The organism is Bacillus sp. MAG717A, assembly GCF_036884855.1.
GTDB lineage: Bacteria > Bacillota > Bacilli > Bacillales > Bacillaceae > Bacillus > Bacillus safensis.
Map to the genome: position 1 here is coordinate 1,432,042 of NZ_CP145733.1, position 13,835 is coordinate 1,445,876.

Consider the following 13,835-nt stretch of genomic DNA (forward strand, 5'->3'; position numbering starts at 1 on the left):
CTGAATAATGTCAGTGGTCTTTTTTACATAAAATCGTAAATGAACTGTCAGTTTTTATCGGAGTGGAAGAAAACATGAAGAAGCGAAACAGGCTAAAAAAAAATGAAGAGTTTCAAAAGGTGTTCAAAAAAGGTCAATCAATGGCAAATCGCCAATTCGTTATTTACCAGCTGGATCAACCAAATCAAGATGAACTGCGTTTAGGATTGTCTGTCAGTAAAAAGATTGGTAATGCAGTGATAAGAAATCGAATTAAACGACTGATCCGTCAGGTGTTTTTAGAGGAAGGTCATAAGTTAAAGCAACAAAAAGACTACATTGTCATTGCACGAAAACCAGCGAGTGAATTGACCTTTGAAGAAACAAAGAAGTCTCTCCAACATTTATTTAGAAAATCCGCTGTTTATCAACAACAACCGAAAAAGTCTTCGTAATAGAAACTTTCGTTGAATCAATTTTTAAAAGCGCTTCCTTCATCTAGTGAATTAAAATGAAACCACCACTTTGCAAAGAAAAAATGTTACCATACTGATTAGGTAAGTCACTTTCGTAATCAATTCCAACTTAAATAAAGTTTGAAGTAATGGGAGGAATCTTGTTGAAAAGGCGATTATTACTAATATTTAGCTTGATTGGCGTATTGGTTTTATTGGCAGGATGTACACAGATCAATGAACCAATTACATCAGATAGTAAGGGATTCTGGAATTCTTATATTGTTTACCCGCTATCTCAATTAATCACGTACATGGCAAACTTAACTGGTGAAAACTATGGTGTAGCGATTATTATTGTGACACTGTTAATCCGCTTGCTTATTTTACCATTAATGATTAAACAGTTAAGAAGTACAAAAGCGATGCAAGCATTACAACCTGAATTGAAAAAGCTTCGTGAAAAATACAGCTCTAAAGATCAAAAAACACAGCAGCAGCTTCAGCAGGAAACAATGGCCCTTTTTCAAAAAAATGGCGTCAATCCGTTAGCAGGCTGTTTCCCAATTTTAATTCAAATGCCAATCCTTATTGGTTTCTATCATGCAATTATGAGAACAGCAGAAATTAAAAAGCATACATTCTTATGGTTTGACTTAGGTAGCCCAGATCCATTGTTCCTATTACCGATTATTGCGGGTGTAGCTACTTTCATTCAGCAAAAGCTGATGATGGCTGGAAATCCTTCGGACAACCCTCAAATGGCCATCATGCTATGGGTGATGCCGATTATGATCGTTGTGTTTGCAATTAGTTTCCCAGCAGCACTTTCATTGTACTGGGTTGTAGGTAACATTTTCATGATCATTCAAACATTGGTGATTAAAACACCTCAAGTGAAAGTAGATACAAAAGAAAAAGCTGGCGGGAATAAAAAATGAAGGAAATAACTGCTGTCGGTCGCACAATCGAAGAAGCAGTAGATTCCGGACTTAAACAAATTCAGCTACTACAAGAAGAAGTAGAAATCACAATAGTAGATGAAGGAAATAAAGGGTTTTTAGGATTATTTGGTAAAAGACAAGCTGTGGTCAAGTTAGTAGAAAAGATAAATGCACTTAAATTAGCTACACAGTATTTAGATAAAATTGTTAAGTCTATTGATCCTAAAGCAAAGATTATTTCCAAACAGGAACCGAAAAAGATTTCTTTCCACATTGATGGAGATAAAACGTCATTAATGATTGGAAAAAGAGGCCAAACATTGTATTCTTTAGAAACTCTGGTACAGCTAGTGTTTAATCGTTATTCTGATCAATATCATCATATAACAATTGATATTGGCGATTATAGGAAGAAACGACAAGAAGCACTTGAACAATATGCCGTCAAAACAGCAAATCGGGTTTTAAAAACGAAGAGAAAGGTTCATTTAGAACCAATGCCTTCGAATGAACGAAAAATTGTTCATGATGCGATTGCTGCATTCTCTAAAGAACTTGCAACGGCATCTGAAGATACAGGCAGCAAGCGTCATGTTGTGGTGCTGTATAAAAAATAGCAGAAAGGCTAAGATTCAGCAAAGCTGGATTTTAGTCTTTTTTTATTGAAAAATTGCTTTTTATAGATGATTCATCCTTTATTTCTAAAAATTAAGTGTGAGATATGAGTGTAAAACGCCATTTTAACAAGTAAGTAAAGGGGTCAGGGCGTTTAAATTTATTGGATTTAGGTGTAAGATGTGAAGACAAGTTTCAAACGTCGTTATTCACATGTGGATAAGTTAAGTGTTAAAATAGATAAGATGCAAAGCTGTGGATAATTAGATATGGGTTACTTTCACTTCGCTTTCATTTATGGTATCTTTAAATTTTGGATTAAGCGTTTTTGATATAGAGATGGACAATGTCCATTTAATAGATAACAGACTGTTTATTCAGTAGAGAAAGAGGTGAATGAGTGATGGATACAATTGCAGCAATTTCTACGCCGATGGGTGAAGGAGCAATTGCGATTATTCGTTTAAGCGGGCCTGATGCGGTACAGATTGCTGATCGGATGTATAAAGGCCCTAAGGAGAAAAAACTTATATCGGTGGATTCTCATACGATTCATTATGGTCATATTGTGGATTCTAGCACTGAGCAAGTAATAGAAGAGGTCATGGTGTCAGTATTAAGAGCGCCAAAAACATTTACGAGAGAAGACGTTATTGAGATTAACTGCCATGGCGGAATTGTAACGGTCAATAAAGTATTGCAGCTTGCTTTAAGAGAAGGAGCAAGATTAGCGGAGCCAGGTGAGTTTACAAAACGAGCTTTCTTAAATGGAAGAATTGATCTTTCACAGGCTGAAGCGGTAATGGATTTGATTCGCGCAAAGACAGATCGTGCGATGAATGTAGCGATTACTCAAATGGAGGGTCGCCTCTCCGGTTTGATTAAACGACTTCGCGGCGAGATATTGGAAACTCTGGCCCATGTTGAAGTCAATATTGACTATCCTGAGTATGACGATGTTGAAGAAATGACGCATCGGGTCTTAGTTGAAAAGGCAACATCAGTGAAAAAGGAAATTGAGTCACTGCTAACGACTTCTCAGCAGGGGAAAATACTTCGCGAGGGCTTATCCACTGTCATTATTGGAAGACCGAATGTTGGGAAGTCTTCCTTGTTGAATAGTCTTGTACAGGAAACAAAAGCGATTGTAACGGATATTCCTGGAACAACGAGAGATGTCATTGAGGAATATGTAAATGTTAGAGGTGTACCGCTTCGTTTAGTCGATACTGCGGGTATACGTGAGACGGAGGACATTGTTGAGCGTATTGGGGTTGAACGATCTAGACAGGTCTTAAAAGAAGCTGACCTGATTTTACTTGTGCTCAATTATAGCGAGGAATTGTCAGAAGAGGATATCAAACTATTTGAGGCCGTCTCAGGCATGGATATCATCGTGATCGTGAATAAGACAGATCTTGAGCCTAAGCTTGATATCGAAAAGGTCAAGCAGTTAGCGAAGGATCGTCCGGTGGTTACTACATCATTATTACAAGAAAAAGGGATTGATGAGCTTGAAATTGCGATTCAATCACTATTCTTCACGGGTTCAATTGAAAGTGGAGATTTAACGTATGTAAGTAACACAAGGCATATTGCCCTCCTTCAGGCAGCTAAACAATCCATTGAGGATGCTCTTGAAGGAATTGAAATGGACGTACCGATCGACATAGTTCAAATAGATTTAACACGCTGCTGGGAACAGCTAGGTGAAATTATTGGGGATGCTGTTCATGAAAGCTTGATTGATCAGTTATTCTCTCAATTCTGTTTAGGAAAGTAAAGGGAGGAACATAAGAAATGGGTTATGAAGCTGGCAATTATGACGTAATCGTCGTGGGTGCCGGTCATGCTGGAGTTGAGGCTGCTCTTGCTTCTGCAAGACAGGGCGCCAAAACACTTGTATTGACTATCAACCTCGATATGGTTGCTTTTATGCCATGTAATCCGTCCGTAGGCGGCCCCGCAAAAGGGATTGTTGTCAGAGAAATTGATGCTCTAGGCGGAGAAATGGCACGAAATATAGATAAGACGCATATTCAAATGCGCATGCTGAATACGGGGAAAGGACCTGCTGTCCGTGCGTTAAGAGCGCAAGCAGATAAGTTCCAATATCAGCATGAAATGAAAAAAACAATGGAAAATGAACCAAACCTGACAATGCTGCAAGGTATGGTAGATCATTTAATTGTAGAAGATGATGAATGTAAAGGTGTTGTTACTCAAACAGGGGCGAACTATCGTGCGAAGTCTGTTGTATTAACAACAGGGACTTTCTTAAAAGGCCGCATTATTTTAGGAGACCTTTCATATTCAAGCGGTCCAAATAACCAGCAGCCTTCCATTAAATTATCGGATCATTTAGCAGAACTAGGATTTGATTTGGTTCGTTTTAAAACAGGAACACCTCCTCGAGTGAATAGTCACTCGATTGACTATAGTAAAACAGAAATTCAACCAGGTGATGATGTCCCGCGGGCATTCTCCTATGAAACGGTTGAATATATTACTGACCAGCTGCCATGCTGGCTAACATACACGAGTTTAGAGACTCATCAAATAATTGATGAGAATCTACACCGTTCTCCAATGTATTCAGGTATGATTAAAGGAACTGGCCCTAGATACTGCCCGTCCATCGAAGATAAAGTGGTGCGTTTCAATGATAAACCGAGACATCAAATTTTCTTAGAGCCAGAAGGTCGTAATACACAGGAAGTTTATGTTCAAGGATTGTCTACAAGTCTTCCTGAGGATGTACAGCAGCGCATGCTTTCAACCATCCCAGGACTCGAGAATGTACAAATGATGAGAGCGGGTTATGCCATCGAGTATGATGCGATTGTACCTACTCAATTGTGGCCTACACTTGAGACGAAGAAAATTTCTGGATTATATACAGCTGGCCAAATTAATGGTACGTCTGGTTATGAGGAAGCAGCAGGTCAAGGGATTATGGCAGGTATTAATGCAGGAAGAAAAGCATTAGGTAAAGAAGAAGTCATTTTAAGCCGATCTGATGCATATATCGGTGTTCTCATCGATGACCTTGTCACAAAGGGAACAAATGAACCATACCGTCTCTTGACATCACGTGCTGAGTATCGTCTACTTCTACGTCATGACAATGCTGATTTAAGATTAACCGAACTTGGCTATCAAATTGGATTAATTTCTGAAGAAAGATTCCAAGCATTCCAGCAGAAAAAAGAAGCCATCGAAGCAGAGAAAAAACGTTTATATTCTGTCATCATTAAACCAACAGCAGAGACTCAAGAATTTATTCGTTCACTCGGTGGAAGTGAGCTGAAGGACGGCATTCGTGCAAGCGATTTGATGAAGCGTCCAGAAATGAATTATGAATCTGTTGTGAAATTAGCTCCTGCTGAAACACTGCTTCCTTCTGATGTGTGTGAGCAGGTAGAGATTCAAATTAAATACGAAGGTTATATTGAAAAGTCACTCCAGCAAGTTGAAAAACTGAAAAAGATGGAGAACAAAAAGATTCCTGATCGTATTGATTATGACGCTATCAAAGGGATTGCAACTGAAGCGAAACAAAAGCTGAAAGAAGTCCGACCGCTTTCTGTTGCACAGGCTTCTCGTATTTCAGGCGTTAACCCTGCTGATATTTCTATCCTTTTAGTATATTTAGAGCAGGGGCGTATTGCGAAGATAGCAGAATAGAAAGGATGTCGGCATGAACATTGAACAATTTACAGCAGCACTAGAGGAGAAAGGGATCACTCTTTCTCCTGTGCAGCTTGAACAATTTGAAACCTACTTCCGCATGCTTGTAGAATGGAACGAGAAAATGAATTTAACGTCCATTACTGAAAAGGAAGAAGTGTATTTAAAGCATTTTTATGATTCAATATCAGCAGCATTTTTTATTGATTTTCACAAAGTGACGACGATTTGTGATATTGGAGCTGGTGCTGGTTTTCCAAGCATTCCTCTTAAAATTTGTTTCCCTCATCTACATGTGACCATTGTTGATTCTCTTCAGAAACGAATTACGTTTCTCAATGAATTAGCAAAAGGATTAAACTTACAAGATACTACTTTTTATCATGATCGTGCGGAAACGTTTGGACAACGTAAGGAAAAGCGTGAAAGCTATGATCTTGTCACTGCTAGAGCAGTTGCACGTTTATCCGTCTTGAGCGAACTTTGTCTGCCTCTAGTGAAAAAGGAAGGATTGTTTGTTGCCTTAAAAGCATCTGCCGCTGATGAAGAAATGCAAGCAGGGAAAAAAGCCGTCACAGTCCTCGGAGGAGAGGTTGTTGAAAAGCATTCCTTTGTTCTTCCTTTAGAAGAAAGCGAACGGAACATTATTGTCATTGAAAAGAAAAAGCAGACACCAAAAAAATATCCTAGAAAACCAGGAACACCTAATAAATCACCAATAGAAGGTTGATCATGTAAAAGGTCGGTTTTTCTTCAATATTTATGATTTTACAGAAGGAAAAAACATGAGAAAATAGAATTATAAAAAGGTAGTTTTTAAAGGTGGTGTAGGTTCATGAAGCATTCACTCTCACGCTTCTTCGGGCTTGGTGACAAAGAACATCCTGAGCGTGAAACCGAAATAGAGGCAGAGATTGCTGAGCATGATACATTAAAGGAAGAGATACAGGAGCTCCCGGTCAACACAATTATGCCAAACCGTTTTCAGCCACGCACCATTTTTTCAGAAGAAAAGATACAAGAGCTGGCCACGACGATTCATACCCATGGCATTATCCAACCGATTGTTGTTAGACCAACAGAAGAAGAAGGAAAATATGAACTGATCGCCGGCGAAAGACGTTGGAGAGCGGTACAGACTCTTCAATGGGAGAAAATCCCCGCTATTATAAAAGATTTTACTGATACGGAAACGGCATCTGTGGCGTTGATTGAAAATTTGCAAAGAGAAGAGCTGTCTGCTATTGAGGAGGCTCATGCTTATGCACGTCTTTTAGAGCTTCATGATTTAACACAAGAGGCTCTTGCTCAGCGTTTAGGTAAGGGACAATCAACTGTTGCAAACAAATTAAGACTGTTAAAGTTGCCTGAAGAGGTACAACAGGCCATTTTAGAGAAAAAAATCTCTGAAAGGCATGCACGTTCACTTGTGCCTCTAAAGCTTCCAGAATTACAAATCGCGCTATTGCAGGAAATCATCGAAAAGCAGTTGAATGTGAAACAGACTGAAGAGCGTGTAGTGAAGATGCTTGAACAAAAAACAGATCGCAAACCGAAGCCAAAACGTAAGGCGTTTAGTCGTGATACACGAATTGCGATGAATACCATTCGTCAGTCTCTCCACATGGTGGAAGACAGCGGACTTAAGATAAATACCGAGGAAGAAGAGTTTGAGGAATATATCCAATTAACGATTCGAATCCCTAAATAGAAAAAAGCTGATGAGCGCCACTCGTCAGCTTTTTTTTGTCTTATTTCTAGCACACATTCAATATACATTATATTTATAAATTGGTAAAATATGATTTTAGAAGTGTAAAGGAGGTGACACTACTTGATGAAAATGAAGAAGACTACTTTCGCCATTATTTGTTATTTACTATTTTCTTTTTCTCTTTTTTCAAATGAAGCCACAATATACGCTGTGAAATTGCCAACGGCTCATCATGCGGATGAAAGCTTGATGACCAACGAAGAATTGAACGTTCTGAAGGAGCAAGGTGCTGTTTCTCAAGATGTGACTGTACAGCAATTCAATCAAGAGTATGCGTCTTCCGACGATTCGATCGACTTGATTACAGCTGACGATGATTTGAAGAACTATGGATTACGACAAAATAAGCAGGATGAACTGGTGACAGATGAAAAGCCGCACACTCTCAAGCTCCTTTTAGGAAAGCCGTATCCTGGTACCGATATTATTCCTAAAAAAGGAGATATTTTGGTGACAACTACTGATGCTGTGAAGGGGTTGGTTGGACATGCAGGTATCGTCATTAATGAGAAAAGCTATGCTTCTATTCCGGGGTTTCGGCAGCATCCTCAACTTGATTCCATTCATAACTGGTTTCGCTATAGTGCCAATACAAAGGTAATTCGAATTAATCAAGAGGAGAAGGCAGATTTAGCAGGGGAATGGGCACACGATTATGTGAAAGGTCATCCGAAGGCTCGCTACTCCATCACCATGTCCATTCAATCACTGGATCCGACTTATTGTTCAAAGATTGTGTGGCAGGCTTATGGCAAAACAGGGGACGCTTTGGGACATGCGACTTTTACCATTAAGACACCCTATGGATTTTTAAAAAAGAAAAGCTATAAAACAGTAACTCCTAAGGTCATTGTGAGTGAAGGCCGTAAAATAGGTGAATTAAACTTTTGACATGTGACCCTCACTTTTGATGAAAGTGAGGGTTTTGAGTATGTTTATTTCTCGAAAAAGATATATTAATATATTTTTTACTGTGTTTTCATTCGGTTTTTCATGTACGAAACTCAACATTCACCGACGAATTTATAATAGGGAAACAAAAAAAGCAAACGTTTCATACTTTTTTTGATAGAATAGGAAGTATGAATGAATGAGAAACTTGTTAAGTTGAAAGTGGGTGACATCGTGGGAAAAATCATAGCGATTACCAACCAGAAGGGCGGCGTCGGGAAGACGACAACTTCTGTTAATTTGGGTGCGTGTTTAGCATACATAGGCAAACGAGTGTTGTTAGTTGATATTGATCCGCAGGGCAATGCCACGAGTGGTATTGGGATTGAGAAGGCCGACGTAGAGAAGTGTGTGTACGATATTTTAGTTGATGATGCAGATGTTCTTGATGTGATTAAGACAACAGAGGTCGAAAATCTTGATGTCATTCCTGCGACGATACAGCTTGCAGGGGCTGAAATAGAGCTTGTGCCTACAATCTCACGTGAAGTGAGGCTGAAGAGAGCACTTGAATCTGTTAAGCAGAATTATGATTATATGATTATTGACTGCCCGCCATCACTTGGACTACTGACGATTAATGCGTTAACTGCCTCTGATTCCGTTTTAATACCAGTTCAGTGCGAATATTATGCGCTTGAAGGATTGAGCCAATTGTTAAACACAGTTCGTCTCGTGCAGAAACATTTAAATACCGATCTAGCCATTGAAGGTGTCTTACTGACAATGCTTGATGCCAGAACAAATCTTGGGATTCAGGTTATTGAAGAAGTGAAGAAGTACTTTAGAGATAAAGTCTATCAAACCGTGATTCCTAGAAATGTGAGACTGAGTGAAGCGCCAAGTCATGGAAAGCCGATTATCTTGTATGATCCACGTTCAAGAGGTGCAGATGTCTATTTAGACTTAGCAAAGGAAGTGGATGCGAATGGCTAAAGGTCTAGGAAAGGGTATTAATGCACTATTTAACAACGTAGACTCAAATGAAGAAACGGTTGAAGAAATCAAACTAAAGGATTTGCGCCCGAATCCGTATCAGCCAAGGAAAACGTTTGATGATGATGCGTTGTCTGATCTGAAAGAATCGATTCAGCAGCACGGTGTTTTACAGCCAATCATTGTTCGTAAATCGATTAAAGGATATGACATTGTAGCAGGGGAGCGCCGTTTTCGCGCGGCACAACAAGCTGGTCTGACAACAATTCCTGCGATCGTTCGAGAGTTTTCAGAAACGCTAATGAGAGAAATTGCCCTTTTAGAAAACCTGCAGCGCGAGGATCTATCTCCACTAGAGGAAGCCGAAGCGTATGCTTCCTTGCTGGATCATCTAAGTGTGACGCAAGAGGAATTAGCGAAGCGATTAGGGAAAAGCAGACCGCATATTGCGAACCATCTCCGTCTGTTGACTTTACCGGATGACATACAAAAGCTGATTGCAAATGGAACGTTATCAATGGGACATGGCCGGACATTGCTTAGCTTAAAAAACAAAAAGAAGCTGGCGCCTTTAGTAAAGAAAATCGTGGATGAGGGATTAAACGTACGCCAGGTTGAGAAACTTGTGCAGCAGTTAAACGAAAATGTTCCACGTGAAACAAAGAAAAAAGAAGCACCAAAGGATCGAGTGTTGAAAGAAAGAGAGTCTTTCTTACAAAACTACTTTGGTACTTCCGTGACGATCAAGAAACAAAAGAAAAAAGGGAAAATTGAGATTGAATTTCTCTCCAATGAAGATTTAGAAAGAATCCTTGAATTGCTTTCTACGAGGGAATCATCAGAGTGACCATCTTGATACAGGATGGTCTTTTTTATATTCTCCCAGTGATATTTTGAATAGGTGTGAAGAGAGACCGGCTTTTTTCTCTCGCCCAATCCATTTGGTCAATGTGAGATAGACTTTCAGAAAGTGTATTGGCCATAGACATGACAAGATGAAGACGTGTGTTTTGGAGAACGAAGTATTCCATGAAACCACTCACATTGACGATTCCATTAATATGAATATCTCCTACCTCTGGCAGCTCTTTTTGCACACCAGCTCCAGGCTTTAACGGCCCATCTCCAATTTGGAAGGAACCGACACTTTTCACCCTTCCTAAACAAGCATCAACCGCTACAATAAACGGGTGTTTATGAGCTTGTTCAATTTCAGCGAGTTTTTCTTTTAAATTGACTGCATGCACTGGATCAGAGAGTGTTCCATATACATGAAGCTTTTTCAAATCTAAACTTGAAAGCTTTGTACCAACAAGTGGACCTAGAGAGTCGCCAGTTGAGCGGTCTGTTCCAATACAAACGATGGCAACGGGTCTTTTTCCTGCTTTCTGAAGATGCGAGAATAAAATACTTTTAAGCTGTTGAATGGCATTTGTATCCGTATGGGACACGTATTCTTTCACCCTATTTCTAAAAAAAAGACCGTTCTTGCTATTCATAGGTCTCACTTCCTTGTCATAGTAGTTAGTAACAGTATACGGAAACAAGCTTAATTCTATACCTATGAGGTGATGATTGTGTGGAAGGCTGGTTCAAGGTGGACGCTTTTAATTTTAGGAAGCTTAATAGGAGCGGGATATGCTTCCGGCCAGGAAATTTGGCAGTTTTTTGGCATTGATAGCGGACTAGCCATTCTACTGTTTACATTGATGTTTATGCTGTCTACCTATGTGGTGTTAAAAATCAGTTATGAGGTGCGTGCCGATCACTTTGTGCCAGTGCTGGAGCGGCTTGTCGGTCCATGGCTGGCTAAGGTGTATGACGTGTTAATTGTCCTTTATTTATTCACGACAACGACGGTCATGATTGCCGGCGGCGGGGTAACTCTTGAGATGTATCATGTGCCTTTTTGGATTGGCATCGGCGCGTTCTGTTTGTTTTCATTTATGATTTTTTTCTGGGATGTGAAAGGGCTTTTATCTGTGAATGCTTTCATTATACCAATTTTGGTGGCAGGGCTCATCTATGCGTTTGTTTTTTATTATATGAACCATGATCATATGTGGCGGATTGATTTTGGGCAGCAGTACAATTGGCCTGCCAGCATTGTCTTTGCTTCTTTGAATATATTATCCGTTGTGGCAGTGCTGTCTTCGGTTGGGAAAGAAATGAAAGGGCTTGGGGAAGCCAAAGTGGCGAGTATATTAAGCGGTCTCATTTTTGGTGTCATCTCGTATGTGTATAACGAAATACTGGTTGATATTTCTGGAAGCCTTTCAGCAGAGGGAATTCCTCTGTTTACAGTATTAGAAGGGGCGCCGGCGTCTTTGTTTGTGTTTATGACGGTTGTCCTTTGTCTAGCCATTTATACGACGACGGCAGCAGGTTTATTTGGATTATCCAGCCGGATGCTTTCTTTTGTACGAATGCCCCGCTGGCTGGTTGTATTGGTGATGCTTCTTTTGATGGCCCCTTTAACATCTCTTGGATTTGCTGATTTGATTGCTTTCTTGTATCCGATATATAGTTTGTTGAATCTTTATTTGCTCGTCTGTTTAATGCTGTATCCGATTTTAAGTAAAAAGATATTTTCTCACCCTAAAAATTATATTGATAAAACAAAATAAGCACCTCTCTTTTTAAGAGCTGTGCTTATTTGATCTGAATTGAATCAATAGCTTCTTTGATGTCATCGTAGACAGGCATTTGTTTAAGACGCTGGAGGCGATCCTCTAATTCTGAAATGGCCTGTCCCTTTAAATGTAGGGAAATGTGCTGTTTGACAATGGTCGTCTGGTTTATCATGTCTTCTGTTTTAGCCAATTGATACTCCAAGTGCACGCGAGTATTTGCTAATTCGTCGTGCAGCCGCATTTTGAGCAGCCGTTTTAGATCTTTTCGCTGCCCTTCTCTGCGCATGGCCTGAATGGCGGCGATTTCTTCAGGAGACTGTGTTTGTGTGTGTGGTGCCGATTGATTTTCGAATACAGACATGGAGCGGCGGGCACTCACATTTTGCAAGAAACGCTGGGCGTCACTAGGAGGTTTATTTTGATTGATCATACGATGACTCCTTTCTTAATGAATACCCATTTGCACCGCAAGGCGTCTATCTGCCTTGGCGTAGTCATCACCCATTGTATACATATGTCTTGAAAGGGCAGAAAGCTCTTGTTCGTAATCTCTCAGGGTGTACAAGGCATTCAGTTGTTTTTCGTGTGAATAAAAGGAGGCATGGGTCTGTTCCATCCTCACTTCCTCTACGAGTGCTTCCACATCACTATGACTTAATAAATCATAGTGGCCAAAGCCGACGAGTCCTTTGAGCTCTTGTTTTACATGATGAACGGCGTCTTTTACGCTTTCATCAATTCCATCGATTTTCTCAAATACAGTGTGCACTTCATGTTCAATAATACTTTGCAGATCATAGGATGAATTTTTCAGTAAATGGGATTTTATGATAATTTCAAGTCCGCTTTGTGCATATGCACGTCCAGAATGAATTTCTTGCAGCAGCATGGCTGTAAAACTTGTATTATGATCAAGCTGTTCATCTAAAATACGGGCAGATCCATTCGGATGGAATGAATATCCATTTTCTTTAAATTCTCCTGAAACGAGAGCTAAAAAAGCATTTGTATCAAAGGATTCGTTCCATTCTATATTCATAGATGCAAAAGCTGATTTTAAAAAGGTGTCTATTTCTCTTTTTTTGTATTTAACGGATTCTTGGACTGAGCCTTGCTGCTTTGGCGGTACGGTGTACTTGACTTGTCCAACCCCTTGATCATGACGATTGAGTAAACCGACGTAATGACTAGGCTGAATATATTCAGTCAACATGTGTGTATATTGACCCTGCTGCGCCTTTTGCTGAATCGAAGGCGACAGGCTGCTCCATATATTTGGGCTGTCAAAGGTAACGGCTTTTTTGACAGCTGGCTGTTCTGTTGCAACATAAGCACAAACAGCACCGGCAAGTGCTTGTCCAGTGAGATGGATACCTGCATTCGGATGCTTCTGACAGACTGTATCTATGTATTCCTTCCCTTTAAAAAAGACATGGTCTTGATTGCCATCAAGGGACTTTCTTTCAATTGGATAGGCATAGTCTGTTTTGAGCAAAGACTGTGCCGCGTTGTGTACATCTTGCTTAGATGTCACCGTCATTTGATGTGGCAGCGGACAGTGAAAAGCGACGATGAGTTCGTCTGATTGTTCCGGCTGCATCGTTAAACCATATAATTTTTGGTCGATCTTTAGAAAATCGTGGACAGTGAGTGTTTGCTGACCTATTTCTATCGTATGGTGCTGCTGGTAATTGTCGATATTTCCAGCATGATCGGATATGATTTTATATTCTTTATCAGTTAATATATCCTTTCGATTGACCATCGTACCTGCTCCCTCACATAACATTTATGCAGATATCATAAATCAAAAAATATGGAAAAACCACCGCGTTCTACCAATAAAAACCTTTTGACC

General features: G+C 39.9%; 14 protein-coding genes. 11 read left to right on the forward strand and 3 right to left on the reverse strand.

Annotation, left to right across the window (positions count from 1 at the left end; genetic code table 11):
• Positions 1–74 precede the first annotated feature (74 nt).
• The 10 genes from rnpA to V6Z54_RS07415 all read left to right on the forward strand — a co-directional run bounded on the left by rnpA (position 75) and on the right by V6Z54_RS07415 (position 10,191).
• The gene (rnpA, locus tag V6Z54_RS07370; RefSeq protein WP_041089372.1) at positions 75–434 is read left to right on the forward strand and encodes a ribonuclease P protein component; all 360 of its coding nucleotides are present in this window, start codon (positions 75–77) and stop codon (positions 432–434) included.
• 158 nt (positions 435–592) lie between these two features.
• Complete coding sequence (spoIIIJ, locus tag V6Z54_RS07375; protein WP_087976621.1) at positions 593–1,375, forward strand: YidC family membrane integrase SpoIIIJ; 783 nt, start codon at positions 593–595, stop codon at positions 1,373–1,375.
• On the forward strand, positions 1,372–1,995 hold the full coding sequence (jag, locus tag V6Z54_RS07380) for an RNA-binding cell elongation regulator Jag/EloR (protein ID WP_039182938.1): 624 nt from the start codon (positions 1,372–1,374) through the stop codon (positions 1,993–1,995). The genes spoIIIJ and jag overlap by 4 nt, the downstream gene beginning before the upstream one ends.
• Before the next feature lie 401 nt (positions 1,996–2,396).
• Positions 2,397–3,776 carry a tRNA uridine-5-carboxymethylaminomethyl(34) synthesis GTPase MnmE gene (gene mnmE, locus V6Z54_RS07385; RefSeq protein ID WP_039182936.1) on the forward strand — a complete coding sequence of 460 codons (1,380 nt, stop codon included), beginning with the start codon at positions 2,397–2,399 and terminating at the stop codon, positions 3,774–3,776.
• 17 nt (positions 3,777–3,793) lie between these two features.
• On the forward strand, positions 3,794–5,680 hold the full coding sequence (gene mnmG / locus V6Z54_RS07390) for a tRNA uridine-5-carboxymethylaminomethyl(34) synthesis enzyme MnmG (RefSeq protein ID WP_041089374.1): 1,887 nt from the start codon (positions 3,794–3,796) through the stop codon (positions 5,678–5,680).
• Between the two features lie 13 nt (positions 5,681–5,693).
• The gene (gene rsmG, locus V6Z54_RS07395) at positions 5,694–6,413 is read left to right on the forward strand and encodes a 16S rRNA (guanine(527)-N(7))-methyltransferase RsmG (protein WP_024424068.1); all 720 of its coding nucleotides are present in this window, start codon (positions 5,694–5,696) and stop codon (positions 6,411–6,413) included.
• Between the two features lie 105 nt (positions 6,414–6,518).
• Positions 6,519–7,394, forward strand: a complete 876-nt coding sequence (noc, locus tag V6Z54_RS07400; RefSeq protein ID WP_041089376.1) for a nucleoid occlusion protein — start codon at positions 6,519–6,521, stop codon at positions 7,392–7,394.
• A gap of 126 nt (positions 7,395–7,520) precedes the next feature.
• A complete protein-coding gene (locus V6Z54_RS07405) occupies positions 7,521–8,348 on the forward strand; it encodes an orthopoxovirus pf05708 family protein (RefSeq protein WP_338527963.1) in 828 nt (275 codons plus the stop codon).
• 234 nt (positions 8,349–8,582) lie between these two features.
• A complete protein-coding gene (soj, locus tag V6Z54_RS07410; RefSeq protein ID WP_008360890.1) occupies positions 8,583–9,344 on the forward strand; it encodes a sporulation initiation inhibitor protein Soj in 762 nt (253 codons plus the stop codon).
• A complete protein-coding gene (locus V6Z54_RS07415; RefSeq protein WP_024424064.1) occupies positions 9,337–10,191 on the forward strand; it encodes a ParB/RepB/Spo0J family partition protein in 855 nt (284 codons plus the stop codon). The genes soj and V6Z54_RS07415 overlap by 8 nt, the downstream gene beginning before the upstream one ends.
• Positions 10,192–10,216: 25 nt before the next feature.
• On the opposite strand, the gene yyaC is transcribed toward V6Z54_RS07415, so the two are convergent.
• On the reverse strand, positions 10,217–10,843 hold the full coding sequence (yyaC, locus tag V6Z54_RS07420) for a spore protease YyaC (protein WP_041089378.1): 627 nt from the start codon (positions 10,841–10,843) through the stop codon (positions 10,217–10,219).
• A gap of 72 nt (positions 10,844–10,915) precedes the next feature.
• Here yyaC and V6Z54_RS07425 point away from each other — a divergent pair, with 72 nt between their 5' ends.
• On the forward strand, positions 10,916–11,971 hold the full coding sequence (locus tag V6Z54_RS07425; RefSeq protein WP_080772310.1) for a hypothetical protein: 1,056 nt from the start codon (positions 10,916–10,918) through the stop codon (positions 11,969–11,971).
• Between the two features lie 25 nt (positions 11,972–11,996).
• On the opposite strand, the gene V6Z54_RS07430 is transcribed toward V6Z54_RS07425, so the two are convergent.
• Both V6Z54_RS07430 and V6Z54_RS07435 read right to left on the reverse strand, forming a co-directional pair.
• Positions 11,997–12,407, reverse strand: coding sequence for a hypothetical protein (locus V6Z54_RS07430; RefSeq protein WP_041089382.1), 411 nt, complete (start codon positions 12,405–12,407; stop codon positions 11,997–11,999).
• Positions 12,408–12,422: 15 nt separating this feature from the next.
• Entirely contained in the window at positions 12,423–13,742 is a 1,320-nt protein-coding gene (locus V6Z54_RS07435) for a hydrolase (protein WP_338527856.1), read from the reverse strand.
• Positions 13,743–13,835: the final 93 nt, after the last annotated feature.